The organism is Gordonia sp. KTR9 (genome assembly GCF_000143885.2).
Lineage (GTDB): Bacteria > Actinomycetota > Actinomycetes > Mycobacteriales > Mycobacteriaceae > Gordonia.
Genome location: NC_018581.1, coordinates 4,653,434 through 4,673,981, shown reverse-complemented (window position 1 = coordinate 4,673,981; position 20,548 = coordinate 4,653,434). Strand labels below are relative to the sequence as shown.

The window sequence follows — 20,548 nt, the reverse complement described above, 5'->3', positions numbered from 1 at the left end:
TGTGGCTGGGGTCGGCGGGGGTGGGGCGGTTCGTGATACTTGTTGATCACGTCAACACGACCGAATATAGGAACGCGCTGTTGCCGCGACGTTAACCAGCGCTGCGGGCGTGTAACCATCGATCCGACTTTCGCCGGAGGAAGGGTGTGGGCACATGGCACTCGACGAGCCGGATCTCGCGCAGGCGTCACTGGGTGCGGAGATTCGCAGACGACGCAAGCAACACGGTCTCACGCTGGCGAATCTGGCTGCGCAGGCCGGTATCTCGCACCCGTTCCTCTCGCAGCTCGAACGCGGTTACGCGCGTCCCAGCATGACGACCCTGGAACGGATCGCGCGGGCCCTGGACACGACCCAGGTGAGTCTCATGCTGGCCGCCGACCCCGCGCATGTGGCGGGTGTCCCGTCGTCTGCGCCCGTGGGTGCGCAGCTGGTGCGTGCGGGAGAAGGTGCGATCCTGCCGCAGGCCGGCGACAACGCCGGATATGCGCGCCTGCTCGTCCGGGGGGACGCCGCGTTCTTCCCCCAGGAGCAGTCGTTGAACAGACGGGATTACGGCGAGTACTTCCAGCACGACCAGGACGAATGGCTGCACGTCGTCGACGGCGAGATCGAGGTCGATCTCGGTGACGGCAGTGTCCTCGAATTGCGAAGAGGCGACAGCCTTTACTACGCTGGCGGAATTCCCCACCGATGGCGGCTCATAGGTCGCGAGGCCGCTCGCCTGGTCGTCGTCCAGGCGTCGGCGCAGGTGTCCTGACCCGGGTCGGTGGGGGTGGTTCCCGTGGCTGGGAATCCCGGCGGAGATCATCGTATCGAGGAGATCTCCGATGTCTTTGTCAGCAACCGACTTCCAGGACACTGTGCGTGTACGCGTGGTGTCCCGGCGCCGACTCACCAGTCGGGTGGACGAATTCGTCCTCGCGCCGGTGGGGGGCGCGGCGCTCCCGCCGTGGACCGCCGGATCGCACGTCGATCTGCACACGCCCGCCGGGCCGGTGCGGCAGTACTCCCTGTGCTCGTCGCCCGACGACACGAGCACCTACCGAATCGCCGTCGAACGTCGCCTCGACAGCCGCGGCGGGTCGATCTCCGCGCACGACGACATCGAGGTGGGCGCCGAGGTGACGATCGGTCTGCCGCGCAACCACTTCGCGCTGACGCGCGCACTCGGCTACGTGTTCGTGGCCGGTGGTATCGGCATCACTCCGGTCCTCGCCCTCATGGAGCAGGCGCATCGATCCGGCCGGCCGTCGCGGCTCGTCTACGTCGGGCGGTCGCGGGCGGAGATGGCATTCGTCGACGAGATCGAGTCCGGGTACCCAGGGCTGGTCACCGTTCACGAGTCCGGTCGCTCGGGCCGCCTGGATCTCGGTGATGTGCTTGGCGGGTTGCCGCGCGGTACCGCCGTGTACACATGTGGTCCGCCGTCGATGCTGGATGCGGTGGCGCGCGTGTGCGAACCGCAACCGGCGGTGGATTCGTTCGCCGAGACGTTCACCGCGACGACGACGGAATCCGCGGCGAACACCGACTTCGAACTCTCGCTGGCCTTCTCCGGCTTGACCGTGACGGTGCCGCACGACCGCACCATCCTCGACGTCCTGGACGGACGCGGGGTCGTGGCACCCTCGTCGTGTCGCGAGGGAATCTGCGGAACGTGTGAGACGGGGGTGGTCAGCGGCGAGGTGGACCACCGGGACTCGATCCTGTCCCCGGAGGAGCGGTCCGAGAACGAATCCATGATGATCTGCGTGTCTCGTTGCACGAGTGGTCGTCTGGTGCTCGAACTGTGACCACCACCGTGCTCACCGGGGCGGCCGCGGTGATGCGCGACGCCTCGATGGTCACCCGCGACCCGGTCGTCGTCGAGGACGGACGGATCGGGGACGCGGCCGGCGAGCAGGCCCGAGCGGATGAGGTCGTCGACGTCTCGGGGTGCGTCGTCACACCCGGTCTCGTGAATGCCCATCACCATCTGTTGCAGACCGCCTTCCGGTCGCGCCCGGAGAGCCGGTCCGTCCCGATGCCGCAGTGGCTCGGCCTGATGGCGCAACGCTATTCGTCGGTCGGTGTCGATCCCGAGCTCACCGCCGCGGCAGCGGCAGTCGGACTCGCCGAGTCACTGTTGTGCGGGGTGACAACGGTGGCGGATCACCATCTGACCTGGCCGCGCGATCAGGACCCGGTCGCAGTGGCCGGCGGGACGATCGGCGCCGCGGCGCGAGTCGGCGCGCGGTTGGTGTTCGTCCGGGGCACCGCCCGTGACGACCCGGATCTCGCTGCCGCGTCGGTCGAGGACATCCACGGCACGTACCTGGGCGCGGCGACCACGGGCACCGGCGCCGACGGCATGCTCCAGCTGGCCGTCGGCCCGTCCGGCGTACATGCCGACGGGCCGGAGACCTTCGCGGCACTCGCCGAGGTCGCGTCGAGCCTGGGTCTACGTCGCCGGACGCAGGCCAACGAGCAGGTCGACGTGCAGATCGCCGCGGAACGATATGGGCGCCGTCCCCTCGCACTGCTCGACGAGTGGGGTTGGCTCGACGACGACGTCACCGTGGCACACCTGTGCGAGATCACCGACGACGAAGTGGCCCTCCTCGCGAGATCGGGAGCATCGGCGACCCATGCTCCGGGATGCGACGTACCGATGGGATGGGGTGTCGCGCGCGTTGCCACACTCATGTCCGCGGGGGTGCGGGTGGGCCTCGGCACCAGCGGCGGCGGTAGCAACGACGCCGGACACCTGATCGCCGATGCCCGTCTGGCCGTGCAGGTCTCGGGCTTGATCGGCGAACCCGTCACGGCCCGTGCGGTTCTCGCGATGGCGTCCGAGGGCTCGGCCATGGGCCTCGGCCGCAGCGAGCTGGGGCACCTGCGACCCGGCGCCGCCGCCGACCTCTGTGTGTGGGACTGCTCGGACGTCTTCGACGCCGGGGTCCCCGACCCACTCGACGGCCTCCTCTGGGCGGCCCCGGGACGGCGACCCCGCGACGTCATGGTCGGCGGGCGGTGGGTGGTGCGCGACGGCCGACTTCTCACCGCGGAATCCCGAACGCTCGCAATCGAACTCGGCGCCCTGCTCAGCCAGCGGCAGTGACCTGCTCCCTGAGGTGCGAGCGAAGCGGCCCCCTGCTCCCTGAGGTGCGAGCGAAGCGAGCCTCGAAGGGTCTTCGCGAGGCGGGTTGCGAGCCCCTTCGTGGCTCGTCGCTTGCGCTCCTCGCACCTCAGGGAGCGGAGGGGCGTCGCTTGCGCTCCTCGCACCTCAGGGAGCGGAGGGGCGTCGCTTGCCGTCAGGGAGTGGCCGTCGCGCACGGCGGCGCCGGCGCGTCCTCGGAGAGCGGCTTGTTCAGTGGCATCAGGTACAGGACGTCGAGGATGACCGGCGTGGTCCCGAGGTTGGTCCCCTCGTGGGTGTTTGCCTTGCCCCCGGGCTCCTGGATGATCTCCCCGGTCCGGTAGACGACGGGTTTGCAGTCGGAACCGGGATGGGTGAGCGTGCCCTGGCGAACCAGGCCGATGAGGGTGCCGTCGTGGTAGTGCCAACCCGTGGTGCCGCCGGGAGCGATGGTGATCTCGCGTACCTCGACGTGTACGCCGTCGGGCACGAAGGGCAGCAGGTCCGCCGGGATGTCCGCCTTGGCCAGGCTGATCGCCGAGATTCCGGAGGAGGGCGTGGCATTCGCCGTCGCCGACGACATCGCGAGGGGTGTCAGGAGAGCGGCCGCGGCGGCGAGCGTCGCGACGGCGGTGCGCAGGAGAGGTGTCATCGTCCGACCGTACGTGGGCAGGGCGGAGGGCATAACCGATTCGTCCGATTCCGCTGTGGGACAGCTCTGGACGATTGACCAGAACTGTCCGGAGTACGCCGGTGATGTGCATACGATGACGGAGTCGGCTGGATGACCCGGCCCGAACCCAGGGAGCCATGGATGTCTCGCTTGTCCAACGCCGTGATCGCGGGTGGTGCCGCCGTTCTGTGCCTCCTGCTCGGCGTTGCGGGGCTGCTCGTGCCGTCGGCCGGCGCCGCGGGCGCGGACACCCTGGCCGGGGTCGGCTACGCCAAGGCGACCGCGGGTGCGCCGTACCGGGAGACCTGGGTGTCGCCGCGGAACCTGGTGGTGTCGGTGTGGTCGCGTTCGATGCAGACCCAGGTCCCGTCGCTGGTGCAGACGCCTGCGAACCGCAACCAGGCCGCGCCGGTGATGTATCTGCTCAGTGGGTCGTCGGGCGGCGAGGACGACGACGACTGGACGCACGCCACCGACGCCAATGCGTTCTATGCCAACAAGAACGTCTGGACCGTCACCCCGATCGGCGGTGCTGCGAGCTACTACGCCGACTGGCGCCGCGTCGACCCGGCAGCGAACTTCCGTTTCGGTGTGAAGACGTCCCGGCCCCTGCGGTGGGAGACCTTTCTGACCTCGGAGTTGCCCGCCGCCTTCGAGAACGCGCACGGGGGACGATCCGGGCCGACGCGCTCGCGCGGCGTCGCGGGTATCTCGATGGCGGGTACGGCGGTGCTCCGGATCGCCGAGAACCACCCGGGGTTCTATCGAGCGGTCGGTTCCTACTCGGGATGCGCCGACACCGCGTCACCCACCGGACAGCTGCTGCTGCGCAACGTGGCGTTCGTCCCCGGACTCGCCGACGCCAGCAACATGTACGGTCCGCCCGGCGACCCGCAGTGGGCGGCGCAGGACCCGGTCATCAACGCCTACAAGCTCGCTCGTCGCACCCCCGCCCTGTGGATCAGCGCGGCGACGGGCTTGCCCGGCGCACATGACAACCTGTCGGACCGGCGCGTTGCCGGCAACGTGGGGGAACTCGCCGAACAGGTCGCCGCCGGTGGTTTCGCCGAGGCCACCGCGCGTTCGTGCACGGTGACGATGGCGAATCGCCTCGCCGCACTCCGCATCCCGGCCGTCGTCCGGCTCCCGGCGACCGGCACGCATTCCTGGGGGTACTGGGAGGACCAGATGCATGAGTCGTGGCCGATGTTCGCCCGCGCGCTCGGAGCGTGACTCGGCCGACCGGACGACGTCCGGGGGACGATCCGCGATGACCGTGACGCGCCGCGGCCTGTGGCTCTCGCAACTGCTGCACCCTGAGGTCTCGCACGTCGTCGCATTCGGCCTGACCTTGCGCGGCCGGCTCGACGCCGATCGACTGCACCACGCTGCCGGCGCAGTGCTCGACCACGTCGGCTGGTGCGACGTGCGTCTGCACCCGGAACGCTCACCGGGCGAGGGTCATCCGCAGCCGCTGTGTCCCGCCGGTTCCGGGCTGGACCCGGTGGAGAACGTGGACCTGTCCGCGTGTGCCGACCCGGCGGCCGCGAGCGAGTCGCGTGCGCAGCATTTCCTCGACGACCCCGCAGGTGCCGACCTCGGACTGCCGCTGTTCCGCAGCGAACTGCACGTTCTCGGTCCCGACTCCCACCGCTGGATCGTGCGCGTTCATCACGTGCTCACCGACGGCGCCGGAGCCCTGCGGGTGATGGCGCACATCGCCGGTGTCTACGCGGGAACCGCGCGGCCCGACGAACTGTTGCTCGCCGACGATCTCGAACTCGAAGCCGATGAGAAGGCATACCGCGACTCGCGACGACGAGTGACCGACGAGGCACACTGGGCGCGAGAACTCGACTGCCTCGAACCGTCCCTGCTGGCCGGCCCCGTCGCGCATCTCACGTCGTCGATCGCGCGGGTCACCGAGACCCTGAGCAGTCCGCGTGTCGCATCGGCGGCGGAGTTCGTCGCGGCCTTCGCAGGTCTGTGCGCCCGGCTCCTCGACACCCCGGACGTGGGGCTGAGTCTTCCGGTGGCCGTCCGAACGTCGGCGGCACGATCACGGGCGGTGCAGCCCGTCTCGAACGTCGTGCCTTTGCGCCTCGACGGAATCGGGGGCCGTGACGCCGCGCAGGCGGTCGCCGATGTGTCGTCGGCCCTGATCGACGCACTCCGCCGTCAGCGTTACCCCCGCGAGGACATGCTGCGAAACCGGCAGGGGCTCAATGGTTTCGGTGCAGTGGTCAACCTCCTGCCGGGTTTCGAGTCGCCCGCTGTCGACGGCCTGCACTGGGGGCTCGAGCTGATGCGGACCGGACCGATCTCCGACGTCGCGGTGACCCTGCACCCCGCGGACCAGGAAGGGCGTCAGGCGGTGACCTGGGAAGCCCCGGCGGCAGTCGTCGACGCCGACGCGCTGGCCACCCTTGCTCGGCGCTTCGACCGCCACCTCACCGCGACCCTGCACGAACTGGACGGCGGCGCCCGGGTTCCCGACGACTCGGTGTTCGTCGACGGGGAATGGGAGCGGTTCCGGTACCGGAGCGGACCGCCGGCGCCGCCGTTCGTGCCGACCGTGAGCCACCTCGAGGACTATCGGTCGTCGAATCCGGAGGCAGTCGCGATCATCGACCGTGAGGTGTCGGTGTCCCGGCGCGAGTTCGCCCTCCGGGTGGATCGGGGGACTCGGCTGCTCATGTCGGCCGGGGTCGGTGCGGGCGACCGCGTGGCGGTGTCGATCGATAGGTCGGTGGCCTCGATCGTTGCGTTCTGGTCGGTGCTGTGCGCGGGCGGCGTGTGGGTGCCCGTCGGCGACCCGTTCGCACCGGAGGCGAGGACGCGGGATCTCGTCGAACGCTCCGGCGCCGAGGTCGGGTTGTGCACGCCGGGCACCGCACGCCCGGGCTCGGTCCGGTGGCTCGACCTCGAGCACGACGACCCCGGCTCACCGATGGCAGGCCGGCCGCGCGGCCTGGAATGCGGGCCCGACGACGCCGCCTACCTGCTGTTCACCTCAGGATCCACGGGCACACCGAAAGGCGTGGTGATGCCGCACCGCGGCATTCCCGCCCTGGTCGCGGAGATCCGACAGACCTATGCGCTCGCACCCGGGTCGCGCATCCTGCACGCGTCGTCCCCGACCTTCGACACCGGCGTCGTGGAGATGCTGTGCGGGGTCGTCTGCGGGGCGACCGTCGTCGTCGCGCCGAGCTCGACCCCCGGTGGTGATGGTCTCGCACACCTGATCCGACGGCATCGCGTCACCCATCTCATCGTCACCCCGTCTGTCCTCGATACGCTGCCCGTCGACCTCGCCGACGACCTCGTGCAGGTGATCATCGGCGGTGAAACCCCCTCGCGGCGCCTGGTCGACACGTGGTCGGGTCGTGTCCGACTGCGGAATGCTTACGGACCCACCGAAACCCGATGCAGCATCAACATCTCCGGACCGTTGGCCCCGGGCGGGGCGATCACCGTGGGTCCGCCGATGGTCGGGGTGAGCGAGGCGGTCCTGGACCGGCTGGGGCGGTCGCAGCCTCCGGGCGCGCTGGGCACACTCCACTGCGCGGGACCGCAGCTGGCCGACGGCTATCTCGACGACCCGGTGTCCACCGCGAAAGCTTTTGTCGCGTGCACGTTCTCGACCGGGGAGACGATGTACCGGACGGGAGACCTGGCGCAGTGGTCCGGCGCGGGTGAGGTCCGCCTGCTGGGACGGCGTGACAATCAGGTCACCCTGCGCGGGCTGCGCATCGAACTCGCCGAGATCGACGCCGCGCTCGGGCGGTGCGCCGGCGTACGGAGCTCCGCGACGATTCTGCGGGAATTGCCCTCGGGCCGAAGCGCATTGGTGTCGTTCGTCGTGCCGCGTGATTCCGGAACGGACCCCGACACACCCGGTCTACGCCGCGCGGTCGCCCGTGTGCTGCCGTCGTACATGGTCCCGGCCCTCGTCGTGCGCATCGACGCGCTGCCCCCCACCGGCAACGGCAAGCTCGACGTGCGAAAGCTGGCGGAGTACCCGCTCCCCGGCCGCCGGTCCGCGCGGGGACCGGTGGGGTCGCACGAGACCCTGCTGGTGCGGGTCGTGGGGGAGGCCCTGGGCACCGATACGGTGGATCTGTTCGCCGGCTTCCTCGAGCAGGGCGGCGACTCCCTGGCGGTCATGCGGGTCGTCGGCTTGCTCACGGCGGCAGGGCATTCCGAGATCAGCCCCGACGACGTGCTCACCGCGCCCGACCTGGAGACGCTGGCGCAGCGGATGGTCGAGCCGGTGGGCCCGGATGTCGACACACGTCGACCGGTCGCGCTCGACGAGGACCGTCCTCTCACGTCCGCGGAACGGACGGTCGAACGCGCGCCGGGACATCCGCACGGGCAGCTGATCCGCCTCGGCTGGGTTCCACCCGAGGCCGGGCGGCGCACTGCCGTCGAACTACGAGAGTTGTTCCGGGCGTTGGCCGATCGGCACCCCGCCCTGCGATCGATCTATCCGGACACCCCCGCCGGGCCGGTACAGCGGGCGATGGCGGGCGGCGCCGACTCGGCCGTCGATGCCGCCGTGCAGATCGTTCCACTCGCCGAAGCGGGCCCGGACCCAGGGCGGGACGATCTGCGTGCGCTCACCGAACACATGTCGGCGTCGCTGGATGTGCGGGTGGCTCCGCCGTTCTGCGTGCGGATTCTGGCGGATGCCGACGGCGGTGCGGCGGCAGCGGTCGCGGTGTTCCACCACATCGCCGTGGACGGGAACTCGCTCGGAGTGCTCGCCACCGAGGCCGACCTCATCGCGCGCGGCATGGATTTGCCCGCTGCGCAGTCGATCTCGTCGCCGACACGGACCGAGGACGACGCGGCCGACGGGCGGTTGTGGAAGGAGTTGCTGGGTGCGCCGGCCGACCGGACCTTCACCCTGGACGGACTGGACCCCGTCTCGTGCGAACAGTCCGCGGCCCTACGCCGTCGGGCTCTCGTCGACGTCGATACCTATGCGCAGTTCCGCGCCGGTGCGTCCGAGCGCGGTATGACCCCGTTCGAGGCGTTCGGGAGCGCGGTGTCCGTGGCGCTGGCACGGCTCACCGGGCAACACCGGGTGATGGCTGCCACCGCGGTGTCGAAACGGCCGGCGGGTGCCGACGGCATCGTGGGCGATTTCGTCATATCCGCGATGACGCCGCTCGACGCCCGAGAGGATGTGCGCGACTCGGTGGAACGCACCCGCCGGTGTATCGCCGCGGCGACCGCGCCGATGGAAGACGTGCTGGACGTACTGGGAAAGCCGGTCGTCGACGGGCGGCTCTTTGCGGTTCCGGTCCTGCTCGGCTGGACCCCGACGATCACCCCGCCCCGTTCGGGCGGTGACCTGTACGTGTTCCCGCCGCCGACCTCGCGGTGGATGCTGCAGATCGAGGGCTCGCCGACCGCGCGAGGGGAGCTGCAGGTCATGGTGACCGGCGCGGCCGCCGCACTCGATGGCTCGCGGGTCGAGCAGGTGCTCGCCGAGGTCGTCGCCTGCGTTCGACAGGCGTGACGCCAGCCGCGCCCAGAGTGCGGGATCGGTACCGGAAATCGGCACCCATGCCGCGCTGTGGGCAATGACCGCCGGGTCGACGGAGTGCTGAACGCAGAACACCCCGCGGACAACGCGCCCGCGGGGTGTTCTGGGTTGCGACGGTGAGAGATCAGGCCAGATCGAACCGATCGTTGTTCGAGACCTTCACCCAGGCCTTGACGAAGTCGTCGACGAACCGCTCCGCCGAGTCGTCCTGGGCGTAGACCTCGGACAGGGCACGGAGCTGCGAGTGCGATCCGAACACGAGATCGGCCGCGGTCGCGGTCCACTTCTTCTCGCCGGTGGCGCGATCGGTTCCCTCATAGACGTTTTCGTCGGAGCCGGTCTTCCACTCGATGTTCATGTCGACGATGGTGCGGAAGAAGTCCGTCGACAGAACCCCGGGTCGGTCGGTGAACACACCGTGCTTGGCGCCACCGTAGTTGGCATCGAGCACCCGGAGGCCGCCGATCAGGACGGTCAGCTCCGGCGCGGTGAGATCCAGCATGTACGCGCGGTCGAGCAACAGCGACTCCAGCGGTGTCTTCTCGCCACCCTTGCTGTAGTTGCGGAAGCCGTCGGCCCGGGGCTCGAGGACCTCGAACGAGTCGACGTCGGTGCTCTCCTGCGACGCGTCGGTGCGGCCGGGGGTGAAGGGCACGGTGACCGGGAATCCGGCTGCCTCGGCGGCCTTTTCGACCGCGGCCGCGCCGCCGAGGACGATGATGTCGGCGAGCGACACCTTCTTGCCTCCCGACGCCGAGTCGTTGAAGTCCTTCTGGACCTGCTCGAGGACCGGCAACACCTTGGCCAGTTCGCCGGGTTCGTTGATCTCCCAGTTCTTCTGCGGCTCCAGGCGGATGCGTGCGCCGTTGGCGCCGCCGCGCTTGTCGGTGCTGCGGAAGCTGGCGGCCGACGCCCACGCGGTCTTGAGGAGCTGCGTCGGCGAGAGCACCTCGAGCAGCTTTCCCTTCAGGGAGGCGATGTCGTCGGCGTCGATCAGCGGGTGGTCCACCTCCGGAACCGGGTCCTGCCAGATCTGCGGCTCGGGAACCCACGGGCCGAGGTATCGGCTGACGGGACCCATGTCGCGGTGGAGGAGCTTGTACCAGGCCTTGGCGAACGCCTCGGCGAGTTCCTCGGGATGGTCGAGCCAGCGACGGGTGATGTCGGCGTAGATCGGCGACTCACGCAGTGCGACGTCGGTGACCAGCATCGTCGGGGCACGGCCCGGACCGTCGAACGGATCGGGGATGGTGCCCGCTCCCGCACCATCCTTGGCGACGTACTGCCACGCACCCGCGGGACTCTTGGTGAGCTCCCATTCGTAACCGTAGAGGTTCTGGAGGAACCCGTTGCCCCACTGGGTGGGGGTGGAGGTCCAGACGACCTCGAGGCCGCTGGTGATGGTGTCCTCGGCCTTGCCCTTGCCGAAGGACGACTTCCAGCCCAGGCCCTGCTGCTCGATCGGCGCGCCCTCGGGCTCGGGGCCGACCAGATCGCCGTTGCCCGCGCCGTGGGTCTTGCCGAAGCTGTGACCGCCGATGATGAGCGCCGCGGTCTCCTCGTCGTTCATGGCCATCCGGCTGAAGGTCTCGCGGATGTCCTCGGCGGCGGCCAGCGGATCCGGCTTGCCCTCGGGTCCCTCGGGATTCACGTAGATGAGGCCCATGGTCGTCGCGCCGAGCGGCTTGGCCAGTTCGCGCTCACCGGAGTAGCGCTTGTCGGTGCCCAGCCACGCATCCTCCGGACCCCAGAACACCTCCTCGGGCTCCCAGATGTCCTCGCGGCCGAAGCCGAAGCCGAAGGTCTTGAAGCCCATGGACTCCAGGGCGACATTGCCCGCGTACACCAGCAGGTCGGCCCAGGACAGTTTGGTGCCGTACTTCTGCTTGATGGGCCAGAGCAGACGACGCGCCTTGTCCAGGTTGGCGTTGTCCGGCCAGCTGTTCAGCGGGGCGAATCGCTGTGCACCCTGACCACCGCCGCCGCGGCCGTCGTAGATGCGGTAGGTGCCGGCAGCGTGCCAGCTCATGCGGATGAAGAGGCCGCCGTAGTGACCGTAGTCGGCGGGCCACCAGTCCTGCGACGTGGTCATCAGCGAGATGAGGTCTGCCTTCAGTGCCTCGACATCGAGCTTGGCGAATTCCGTTGCGTAATCGAAGTCTTCGCCGAGCGGGTTGGAGAGCGAGGAATGCGCGTGCAGGATCGAGAGGTCGATCTGCTCGGGCCACCAGTCCTTGTTGGTCAGCGGCGCATGCGCTTTGGGCTCCGGCGACGAGATGACCGGGTTCTCGCTCTCGCTGTTGCTTCGCGTCTTGTCGTCGGGATTGGGTGGACGGCTGTCGGAGGTCACGACATTCCTTTCGAGGGGGAACAACTGACGGGCTGTGATCACACGGGTGTGATCAGGTCGGGACTGTACTGAGGCACTCGGGGCATCGTCCCCAGAAGATGACCTCGGCCTCGTCGAGGACGAACCCGTGGTCATCGGATGGGGTCAGGCATGGGGCTTCCCCGATTGCGCAATCCACGTCGGCAATTGCGCCACAGGCGCGGCAGACGACGTGATGGTGATTGTCTCCGGTGCGAAACTCGTAGCGCGACAACGAACCCGACGGCTGGATCCGGCGGATGAGACCGCGCTCGGTCAGGGCGTGCAGCACATCGTAGACGGCCTGACGAGAGACCTTGGGGAGGGTTTCGCGTACCGCGTGGTAGATCGTGTCCGTGTCGGCGTGTGGGTGATCGTCGACGGCGTGCATCACCGTCACCCGCGGCTGGGTGACACGTAGATCTGCGGCCCGGAGTTGCTGGGCGTAGTCCGTTGTGGATGCCACGCCATTCACCATAGGGGCGTCGACGCCGTATCGCACGCTTTTTCTGGATCTGATCCAAATTTCTTTTTCGGTCCGGACGCGACGACGGCCGCCATCAGGTGGATGGCGGCCGTCGGGTCGGTCGGTCCGGCAGATCAGCTGTCGATGCCGACCAGGTCCTTCGCGAGTTCGGCGAATCGGATCTCGATCGCCGAGACCACACGCTGGCGGTTCTTGTGCGCCTCTTCGTAGGCGAGGGTGACGCGCAGGTCGGCAGGCTTGGTCAGCTCCTTGACCGCGGCCACGGCGTCGGTGACGTTCAGGCCGACATAGCCCTCGATCGGGAGATCTTCGGCCTCAACGGTTCCGGTGATCTCGCGCAACTGGTGGAGCGCGTCGGCGGCACCCTTGGCACCGTTGTCGCGAGCGCTTTCCTCGACGGCTTCGAGTGCCGCGTCACGACCGGCGGCGACTGTCTTGGACACGGCTGCGCCGGCGTTGCCGACCGCGTCACCCGCTCGCGACGCGGTCTCGGTCGCGTCGTCGACCGCACGTCCGAAGCGGCTGCGGATCGAGTCCACGGGATCGGGCAACTGGCGGGCGAACTCGGCGGTGCGGTCGATGGCCCACGATGCTCCGAGTGCCGGTGCGGTGAGGGCGCGTGCCGCCAGCCCGCTGGCCCACTGCGAGGGTCCGCGACGCAGCGCGGCAGGGCCGCCGAGCGCCTCCTCGGCGAGAACCGTGGTGAGCCAGTGAACTGTGGCCGTGTGCGCATCGATGAGCTGATCGGCCAGGTTGACGAGCGCCTGGTCTTCCTGACCGGTGGCCAGCGCCTTGAGGTAGGTGGCGCGTGCGACGAGTCGCTGCTCGAGGGCGAGGTCGTCGAGCAGGGCCTCGTCGAGCGGCTGGGTCTGTTCGGCCAGCGTCTTGGCGACGGCTCCGAAGCGGCCCAGCACGGGACGGACCACGTCGACGAGGCCGCCGCGGTCACGCAGCGCCGTCTCGATGGTGAGCGCGCGCTCGCGCGCATGTTCGGCGTTCTGGGCGAGTTCCTTGCGGATCGCGTCGGTGCGGGCCTGGGCCTGCCGGGTCTCGGCGATCTGGATCTCGGTGTGCGTCAGCGCGAGGATCGCGCGAAGTTGCTGGTGGACGGTCGTGGTGGAGACGGTCATCGGTTCTTGCTCCCCTCTGGTGCGGTTCGTGATCGGGCTACAACCCGAGTGTTGCCACGACGAGGGCATATGTAACACCCCACTCGAAATCGGTTGCGGCTCGCGAGGCAAAGGTCAAGTGCCGCAACGCTTGCTATGCAATGTGATGCGGGTCACGCTTTCTCGTGGGTTGACGAACCGTGTCCGATTACGGGGATTTGCACGTAATCGGCAGGCTGACCGACCGGATGCGCGCCCGGGTCGGCGCCATACGTCGAGGTTTGGTGGTGTCCGCAGCACGGGTACCACGGCGCGATGAGCCCGGAGCGGAGTGTTCGCAGCGCGGACCTCGACCTGGGTGGACAGGTCACCGTCGCGCGTATCGCCGACCATCTCGGGGTGCCGGTCGTCGGCGCCGCCGACGCCGGTTCGGCGGTGGTCCGCGACGTCGAGGACGATTCCCGGACGATTCGTCGCGGGGACGCCTACCTGGCGATTCCGGGCAGCCGGTGGCACGGACTCGACTTCGAGCGGGAGGTGGCGGCGGCCGGAGCCGTACTGGTGATCAGCGATCGCCCGTCGTCCCTCCTGCCCACGCTGGTCGTCGACGATCCGCGACGGGTCATGGGACCGCTGGCGTCGTGGTTCCATGGGGAGCCGTCGCGAGACCTGCGTGTCTTCGGCGTCACCGGCACGAACGGAAAGACCAGTACCACCCACTTCGTCGATGCCGCCCTCGCCGCGGCGGGCGAGGCCGGCGGGCTCATCTCCGGCGCGCGTATCCGGGGTCCCGGATGCGACACCGTCCCGGTGCGCACGACGCCGGAGGCGCCGATGCTGCAACGGACACTGGCGACGTTCCGGCGCCACGGCGTCACCTGCTGCGCCATGGAGGTCTCTTCGCACGCGATCGATCAGGGGCGGGTCGACGGCACCGTGTTCCGGGTGATGGCGTTCACCAACCTCTCCGACGACCACCTGGACTACCACGAATCGATGGAGAACTATTTCGCCACCAAGGCGGCGATGTTCACCGCGGAGCGGACGCAGATCGCCGTGATCGACATCGACGACGACTGGGGTGCGCGACTGGCCGGCGACACGACGACCGAGACCTGGACCTGTTCGACCACCCGCAAGGACGCCGATGTCGTCGCCACCGGGATTCGGACCGGTCGTCTCGGGACCGAGTTCACCGTGCACACGCCGCACGGGCGAACCCGAATCGGGCTCCAGGTGCTGGGTCCTCATCAGGTCGGCAATGCCCTGGTCGCGCTCACCTCCGTGGTGGCCGACGGCGTCGACCTCGCCGCGGCGGCAGAGGGGATCGCCTTGGTGACCGGGATCCCGGGCCGATGCGAACCCGTGCACGCCGGGCAGCCCTATCGGGCGATCGTGGACTACATGCACAACACCGCGGGGCAGCGCGCGATGCTCCCGTACCTGAGGTCGGTGACGGAGGGCGGGCGACTGATCGTGGTCATCGGCGCGACCGGCGGGCGTGACCCGGGAAAACGGGAACCCCTGGGAGGGGTCGCAGCACAGCACGCCGACGTCGTGATCGTCACCGACGAGAGTCCCGAGGACGAGGACCCGGCCGCGATCCGGGCCGCTGTCCTCCGGGGCGCGCGTCGCGCGGCATCCGCGGTGGTCATCGAGGAGGCGGACCGGCAGACGGCATTCTCGCTCGCCACCGCCATGGCCGGTGACCGCGACGTGGTCGTGGTCACCGGCCGGGGGAGCGACACCTTCCGGCGGTATGGACCGGACACGACGTTCTTCGACGACCACACCGAGCTGCGGCGTGCGATCCTCGAGACGCCGCGCGGGTGACGCGGCAGGCGTCAGTTCGTCCCGGACAGCACGGCGTCACGGGCGGCCGCGGCGGCGGCGAGTTCGCGCTGGTACAGGATTCCGTAGGTGAATCCGTTTTCTCCCTTGCGAGTTCCGGCTCCGGCCCCCAGCTCGCGTAGCGTGCGGGCCGCCACGGCGGCGTCTTGGTGTTCGCCCAGTACGGTCTGGATTCGCTTGTACCGCTTGGCCTGGCCCCGCCCGGTCGACCGGTCGACGACCGGCGCGGCCAGCTCACCGGCGTACCGGGCCCGTTTCGCCGCCTTGCGCGCCCGGTGGAAATCCTCCTCGTGGCCGGTCGCAAGCGCGTGCGCGAGGCGCTTGTCGGCCTTGCGCGCGGCCCGGGTGGCGATGCGCCGCAACTCTTTCTTCGTGATCTGGTCGTCGGCGAGCGGGATCGAGTCGTTCCAGGTCGCGAGTGTCGACAACAGCACGAGGTACCGGTCCGACCGCATCTCGTCGGTGACGCTCTGCCGATGGTGGTGCTGCTGCGCGGAGAGCTCTTCCTCGATCCGCGCCGCGACCGGTCCGAGAACCAGCTCGTCGGGGAGTGCGGCGACCGCGGAGGCGAATCGCGCACGCAGGACCTCACGGTCGCGCACCTCGCCGAGCACACCGGCGAACCATCGGAGTTCGTCGTCGAGACCCGCGAGACCGTCCGGTTCGAAGAGCGGAGCGGCTGTTCGGAGGGTGCTGCGCAGCCGTCGGATGGCCACTCGAACGCCATGTACCGGGTTCGCGCCCCGACGCAGGGCGACATCACCGGCGAAGATCGTCGAGATCTGCTCCCGGACGTAGTCCGCCACGGCGACGGCGGCCGGCGAGACCGACGCGGCACGGCGGGGCGCTTCGTGCCCGACCGCGCGTTCGAACGTCGACGATGCCGACGCCGGACGGGCGCCTGCCCCGACCAGCCGTTTGCGCACGCTCTTCGGGATGGTCGTCGAGCCGGACCCCGCTCGCACCCCGACCTCGCGCCACGACGTGGCGGTGGCGACCGGGCCGGTGGCGGTGGCCGAGACGGTGTCGTCGACCACGTCGTAGGCGACCTCGCCGTTCGCGTCGAGGTGCCGGTGGCGGGTTCGGTGCGTGTGGACGATCGCCGCGACGCGTAACGGCTTTCCGCCGCTCAGACCCCACAGGGCGTCGGCGATCGCCGACGGCACGGCGGTGGAGGGTGCGTCGATCTGCTCGGTGATGTCCTCGCCGGCGGACGGGGTCGTGACCCGCCAGCCGGCGTGCCGATCCTCATCCCCGTCGTCGGAGTCCCCGCCGTCGGAGTGGACGACGATGGTGCCGTGGGCGAGCAGGTCCCGGTCCTCGGTGTCGTAGTAGGTGTCGCTGAAATCGATCGACGAGATCTCGACGTCGCCGGAGTCGCCGAGGTCGGGGATCGCGCTGTCCAGACCGAAGTCCCAGCTGTTCTCGCGCGTCGTGTCGGTGCCCATTCCTCGCTCCTCACTCTCGCTGATGTCGATGAACCTGCAGAGGGTGTCCGATCCGGACATCCGGTAAACCTCCCCGGCCGGTGCGATCACCTCACGCGCGGTGGTAGACGCCGTCACCGGAGCGGGCGACCTGCCCGTGGCGCAGGAGCCGCTCGAGATGGAGTTCGGCGGTGCGCTTCTCCACCGCGTCGACGAAGGGCAGCTGCACATGCGGGCGGTAGACGAGCCGTTCGACGACGATCTCGTCGACGGTGCGCGGCCGCTGCAGCAGTTCCAGCAGTCGCTCGTCGCGCCGGTGGATGACGCCCTCGTAGTCCGCGAGGCGCGAGCGGAAGTCGTCGGCGCCGGTGACCACCCCCTTCTGATGGAAGGTGCCGTACCAGCGGGCGTCGATCTCCCGCACCCGCGCGATCGACGCCAGGTAATCGTCGACGCTGCTCCCCAGGTCGCCGTACATCGGTCCGAACGAGGTGAGGTCGATGTCGGCGAGGTAGAGGAAGCCGGTCGGCTCGACCAGCACACCGGAATGTCCCGCGGTGTGACCGGGCAGGTGGACGACCGTTGCCGTGACGTCGCCGAGTTCGAAGACGTGCCCGTCGTCGACTCCGGCGGCGTCGGGAAAGCCGGGCGTCAGGTCGAAGGTGTCGCCGATCTGGGCGTCGACGCCGGCTCGCTGTTCGTCGGTCAGGCCGTAGTTGTCGAGGAGGACCTGGAGGGATCGCACGCCGGCGACATCGGCGTGGTGGGCGAATTTGTCCGCGGCGAAGTGCCGGAGGCCGGCGATGTGGTCCTCGTGGGCGTGACTGATCATCACCGCGTCGGGGTGCACGGGATCGTGGTCGACCTCGAGGGAGGGATCGATCACCAGGGTCGCAGCGGAGCCGCGGACGACGACGGTGTTGCCGTAGGGAAACGCGCCGCCGTGTGACGACGCGAGCACGGTCACCTCGTCGTAGCGGTTCTCGATGAAACTCGGTGCGAGGGTCACTTCGTCTGGGTACCCCGGCGGGTGAACGCTGTCAACGCCGCCGGTCGTCGGCGGACTCCTGCGGCGAGCCGGTCGTCGCGCGCAGCCACAGCGGGACGATCAGCCAGGCAAGGGAGAACACGACGAGCGTGACGACTCCGGCGACCGCCGACGGGACCGGCCCGGCGGTCGCGCCGAAGACGACCGTGACCGCACCGGACAACGCCAGTCCCAGCAGTGTCAGACCGGCGAACGAGAGGTAGTGCGCATAGGTGACGATCAGCGCGAGCTGGTGTTGACGGAACAGCGCCCGGTGCAGGGCCACCGGCGCGGCGAGCAGGATCGCCGCACCGACGGCGCACGACACGGTGATCAGGTAGATGGTCCGCAGCGCCCCGCCGAGTTCCTCGAACCCGTCGTGAAACGGCAGGGTGAGCAGGAACCCGGTCAGGATCTGCACGCCCGTCTGCACGACGCGGAGCTCCTGCAGGAGCGAGTTCCAGTTGCGGTCCAGCCGTTGGGTTTCCGTTTCATCGCGTTGGGAGCGGTTCCACTCGGCGTCGTCGGGGCCGGAGCCGGTGTAGTCGGTGTCCGTGGGCCTGGTCACCTGCCCATCGTCGCACCGTTGGGTCTCGTCGGGCCTGCCGCCGAGTCTCGAAGCGGTCACTCTCGACGCCGACCCCCTGCTCGGGGTGGGTCGCTTCGCTCGTGCCTCAGGGAATGTAGATGAGTCGCTCCGCTCGGGGGACTGATCGAACCTGGCGTACCTCGCGTGATCGGAGGACCATCGGACCATGGCCACGTCGATGGACGAACTCACGATGTCCCAGCTCGGTTCGCTGCGCTGGGCGGACATGCGCCGGCGGGTGCGCGCGATGGTCGACGGGCAGGTTGTCGTCGACTCGGCGACGGCCCTCCAGGTGTGGGAGCCACATCGAGTGGTCGGGTGCTACGCCGTACCCGCTTCCGATGTTGTTGCGCGACTCGACAATCCACAGCAGACCGACGCTGCCGCCGAGCATGCGTCGATCCTGACGCCCGACGATCCGTTCGCGCTCCACACCACGACCGGCACGGTCTACGACCTCCAGGCCGGCGGACGGACACTGCGCGGCGCCGGGTTTCGGCCGCAGGACCCGGACCTCGCCGATCACGTCCTGCTGGACTGGTCGGCTTTCGACGAGTGGCGGGAGGAGGACCAGACGGCGATCGGTCATCCACACGATCCGTTCCAGCGCATCGACTGTCTCGACACCAGCCGGCATGTTGTGGTGACGGTGGGCGACACGGTCCTGGCGGAGAGTCGACGCCCGACGCTGTTGCTCGAAACCCATCTGCCGCCCCGTCATTACCTTCCGCGCGAGGATGTCCGGATGGACCTGCTCGTCCCGTCGGACACCGTCACGGTGTGCGCGTACAAGGGTGAGGCGAGCTACTTCTCGGCGATCGTCGGCGACGACATCGTGCCCGACGTGGCGTGGACCTACACCGATCCGCTGATCGACGCCGAGCCCGTGCGGGACCTCATCTGCTTCTATGACGAGCGGGTGGAACTGACCGTCGAGGACTGAAACCGTTCTGCTGTCCGGGGTTTCGCGAGTGCCGTCACAGCTCTCCGTGGTAGCGGTCCAGCCCCGAGCCGTTCGCCTTCTTGCTGCGTCCGGTCGGTGCCTCCTTGGCGCTGCGCACCCACTTCCCGGTGCGGTCGAGAGTGGGCATCCGCTCGGAGAAGAATTTGCTGTAGCGGGTCGTCCCGTCGACCTTCAGCACACCGTCCTGCACATCGATGTGTGCAACCGTTGCCCAGAACGAGTTCTTGCTGTTGCCGACATGGACGAGGATCTCGTCGCTGTCCGGCTCGGGTAGGCCGGTCTTGCCCGGTCGTCCGTATCGGATCGCCACCCGCGGCCTGCCGAATTTGTCGATCGCACCGGCCCCGTTGTCGACGGATTGGTACACATTGACGAGGAGATCGCCGTTCTCCTTCGGTAGCACCGTGACCTGCTCGACGGCGGGCTTGTTCCCTCGTCCTGGACCGCGGCTGTCCCCGTGATGCTCGATGAAGGGCCAACTGCGCAGGTCGCCTCGGTGGCCCTGCTCGCCGCTGATGACCACATACTTGTGCGCGACCTCGTCGCGGCAGAAGAAGTACACGTCGAGGTCTCCCTGGCCGTACTGCTTGACCCGACCGTCGGCTTCGTACACGGCGCCGCGCCCGTCCCACTCGAGGCCCACGGTGAGAACCCAATCCGAGGATCCTTTGCGAAGGTCGATGGACGCGGTCTTTTCCGTCGAGTCCTTCGTGATCGAGACCTTGACCTTGGACATGTTGATCGGTGACCGTGCTTCCGGCGCCGGTTGGGCGGCAGGTGTCGGAGGGGCCGGCGTCGCGATCTGTGCAGTCTGCTGGTTCGGCGCGTCGTCGACCACGATTCCGAAGTCGGTGGCGAAGGCGGCCAACCCCTCGCGGTAACCCTGTCCGATCGCGTCCAGCTTCCAATCTCCGTCCCGGCGATAGAACGCCACCAACTGGAGAACTGTCTCGGGGCCCGGGTCCGGTGGGGTGAACGCCCATGTGCCCGAACCCGAGATGGTCACCGTCAGCGGGCCGACCTGTTCGACAGTCTTCCGCTGTGCCTCGGTACTTGCCGCAACGACTATCCGGTCGACGTCCGGGGGCGCCGACGGCAAGTCGACCACACAAGAACTCGAGCCCTGCAACCGGACTCCGGAGGAGCTGGGATTGTTGAAGAAGATCAGGTCGTCGTCCGTGCGGACCTTGTGGCCCGCAGTCAACAGCACTGCGATGAGGTCGACGTCGTCGGGCGAACCGCTGTGCACCTCGACGAGGTGCGCGGTCGTGCTCAGGGCGGTCTTGGAGCCCTTGGTGAGCTCGTCCACAGGTACTCCTCGAAAGGTGGCGATGGGGCGGGCCAATGATATGCGGGGGCGCTGTCGGGGACCACG

The 20,548-nt window shown here is 69.0% G+C and carries 15 protein-coding genes; 7 read left to right on the top strand and 8 right to left on the bottom strand.

The annotated features are described in order from the left end of the window. Nucleotides 1–154: 154 nt before the first annotated feature. The 3 genes from KTR9_RS21580 (at nucleotide 155) to KTR9_RS21570 (ending at nucleotide 3,103) form a co-directional block, all read left to right on the top strand. Nucleotides 155–760 carry a helix-turn-helix domain-containing protein gene (locus KTR9_RS21580; protein WP_010842770.1) on the top strand — a complete coding sequence of 202 codons (606 nt, stop codon included), beginning with the start codon at nucleotides 155–157 and terminating at the stop codon, nucleotides 758–760. Nucleotides 761–830: 70 nt separating this feature from the next. Further along, nucleotides 831–1,796, top strand: coding sequence for a PDR/VanB family oxidoreductase (locus tag KTR9_RS21575; RefSeq protein ID WP_014928115.1), 966 nt, complete (start codon nucleotides 831–833; stop codon nucleotides 1,794–1,796). Then, the gene (locus tag KTR9_RS21570) at nucleotides 1,793–3,103 is read left to right on the top strand and encodes an amidohydrolase family protein (protein WP_044507253.1); all 1,311 of its coding nucleotides are present in this window, start codon (nucleotides 1,793–1,795) and stop codon (nucleotides 3,101–3,103) included. The genes KTR9_RS21575 and KTR9_RS21570 overlap by 4 nt, the downstream gene beginning before the upstream one ends. A gap of 193 nt (nucleotides 3,104–3,296) precedes the next feature. On the opposite strand, the gene KTR9_RS21565 is transcribed toward KTR9_RS21570, so the two are convergent. Beyond that, nucleotides 3,297–3,773 (bottom strand): cupin domain-containing protein, encoded by a 477-nt coding sequence (locus tag KTR9_RS21565; protein WP_044508183.1) that lies wholly within the window; start codon nucleotides 3,771–3,773, stop codon nucleotides 3,297–3,299. Nucleotides 3,774–3,935: 162 nt separating this feature from the next. Between KTR9_RS21565 and KTR9_RS21560 the strand changes: the two genes are divergently transcribed. Then, entirely contained in the window at nucleotides 3,936–5,027 is a 1,092-nt protein-coding gene (locus KTR9_RS21560; RefSeq protein WP_014928112.1) for an alpha/beta hydrolase, read from the top strand. A gap of 37 nt (nucleotides 5,028–5,064) precedes the next feature. Then, nucleotides 5,065–9,324: a non-ribosomal peptide synthetase gene (locus KTR9_RS21555; protein ID WP_014928111.1), complete on the top strand. Its 4,260-nt coding sequence runs from the start codon at nucleotides 5,065–5,067 to the stop codon at nucleotides 9,322–9,324. Between the two features lie 151 nt (nucleotides 9,325–9,475). Here the strand turns inward: KTR9_RS21555 and katG are convergent, their stop codons facing one another. From katG to KTR9_RS21540, 3 genes are all read right to left on the bottom strand, one after another. Beyond that, nucleotides 9,476–11,701, bottom strand: a complete 2,226-nt coding sequence (gene katG, locus KTR9_RS21550; RefSeq protein ID WP_014928110.1) for a catalase/peroxidase HPI — start codon at nucleotides 11,699–11,701, stop codon at nucleotides 9,476–9,478. Nucleotides 11,702–11,753: 52 nt separating this feature from the next. Continuing rightward, entirely contained in the window at nucleotides 11,754–12,197 is a 444-nt protein-coding gene (locus tag KTR9_RS21545) for a Fur family transcriptional regulator (RefSeq protein WP_014928109.1), read from the bottom strand. A gap of 122 nt (nucleotides 12,198–12,319) precedes the next feature. Beyond that, the gene (locus KTR9_RS21540) at nucleotides 12,320–13,336 is read right to left on the bottom strand and encodes a hypothetical protein (protein ID WP_014928108.1); all 1,017 of its coding nucleotides are present in this window, start codon (nucleotides 13,334–13,336) and stop codon (nucleotides 12,320–12,322) included. A gap of 294 nt (nucleotides 13,337–13,630) precedes the next feature. On the opposite strand from KTR9_RS21540, the gene KTR9_RS21535 reads away from it, so the two are divergent. Further along, complete coding sequence (locus KTR9_RS21535; RefSeq protein WP_044507250.1) at nucleotides 13,631–15,148, top strand: Mur ligase family protein; 1,518 nt, start codon at nucleotides 13,631–13,633, stop codon at nucleotides 15,146–15,148. Nucleotides 15,149–15,159: 11 nt separating this feature from the next. On the opposite strand, the gene KTR9_RS21530 is transcribed toward KTR9_RS21535, so the two are convergent. The 3 genes from KTR9_RS21530 to KTR9_RS21520 all read right to left on the bottom strand — a co-directional run bounded on the left by KTR9_RS21530 (nucleotide 15,160) and on the right by KTR9_RS21520 (nucleotide 18,188). Further along, nucleotides 15,160–16,614: a CYTH and CHAD domain-containing protein gene (locus KTR9_RS21530; protein WP_044508180.1), complete on the bottom strand. Its 1,455-nt coding sequence runs from the start codon at nucleotides 16,612–16,614 to the stop codon at nucleotides 15,160–15,162. Between the two features lie 91 nt (nucleotides 16,615–16,705). Continuing rightward, a complete protein-coding gene (locus KTR9_RS21525; RefSeq protein ID WP_014928105.1) occupies nucleotides 16,706–17,602 on the bottom strand; it encodes an MBL fold metallo-hydrolase in 897 nt (298 codons plus the stop codon). A gap of 31 nt (nucleotides 17,603–17,633) precedes the next feature. Beyond that, nucleotides 17,634–18,188, bottom strand: coding sequence for a DUF6328 family protein (locus KTR9_RS21520; protein ID WP_014928104.1), 555 nt, complete (start codon nucleotides 18,186–18,188; stop codon nucleotides 17,634–17,636). A gap of 187 nt (nucleotides 18,189–18,375) precedes the next feature. On the opposite strand from KTR9_RS21520, the gene KTR9_RS21515 reads away from it, so the two are divergent. Then, nucleotides 18,376–19,152 carry a DUF427 domain-containing protein gene (locus KTR9_RS21515; protein ID WP_014928103.1) on the top strand — a complete coding sequence of 259 codons (777 nt, stop codon included), beginning with the start codon at nucleotides 18,376–18,378 and terminating at the stop codon, nucleotides 19,150–19,152. A gap of 34 nt (nucleotides 19,153–19,186) precedes the next feature. On the opposite strand, the gene KTR9_RS21510 is transcribed toward KTR9_RS21515, so the two are convergent. Next, nucleotides 19,187–20,482 carry a TerD family protein gene (locus tag KTR9_RS21510; RefSeq protein WP_014928102.1) on the bottom strand — a complete coding sequence of 432 codons (1,296 nt, stop codon included), beginning with the start codon at nucleotides 20,480–20,482 and terminating at the stop codon, nucleotides 19,187–19,189. Between the last annotated feature and the right edge of the window lie 66 nt (nucleotides 20,483–20,548).

Excerpts from the sequence above, each read along its gene's own strand:
- KTR9_RS21530 (WP_044508180.1), bottom strand. The coding sequence starts at position 16,614 with ATGGGCACCGACACGACGCGCGAGAACAGCTGGGACTTCGGTCTGGAC.
- KTR9_RS21560 (WP_014928112.1), top strand. The coding sequence starts at position 3,936 with ATGTCTCGCTTGTCCAACGCCGTGATCGCGGGTGGTGCCGCCGTTCTG.
- KTR9_RS21580 (WP_010842770.1), top strand. The coding sequence starts at position 155 with ATGGCACTCGACGAGCCGGATCTCGCGCAGGCGTCACTGGGTGCGGAG.
- KTR9_RS21575 (WP_014928115.1), top strand. The coding sequence starts at position 831 with ATGTCTTTGTCAGCAACCGACTTCCAGGACACTGTGCGTGTACGCGTG.
- KTR9_RS21565 (WP_044508183.1), bottom strand. The coding sequence starts at position 3,773 with ATGACACCTCTCCTGCGCACCGCCGTCGCGACGCTCGCCGCCGCGGCC.
- KTR9_RS21555 (WP_014928111.1), top strand. The coding sequence starts at position 5,065 with ATGACCGTGACGCGCCGCGGCCTGTGGCTCTCGCAACTGCTGCACCCT.
- KTR9_RS21515 (WP_014928103.1), top strand. The coding sequence starts at position 18,376 with ATGGCCACGTCGATGGACGAACTCACGATGTCCCAGCTCGGTTCGCTG.
- KTR9_RS21540 (WP_014928108.1), bottom strand. The coding sequence starts at position 13,336 with ATGACCGTCTCCACCACGACCGTCCACCAGCAACTTCGCGCGATCCTC.
- KTR9_RS21535 (WP_044507250.1), top strand. The coding sequence starts at position 13,631 with ATGAGCCCGGAGCGGAGTGTTCGCAGCGCGGACCTCGACCTGGGTGGA.
- KTR9_RS21545 (WP_014928109.1), bottom strand. The coding sequence starts at position 12,197 with ATGGTGAATGGCGTGGCATCCACAACGGACTACGCCCAGCAACTCCGG.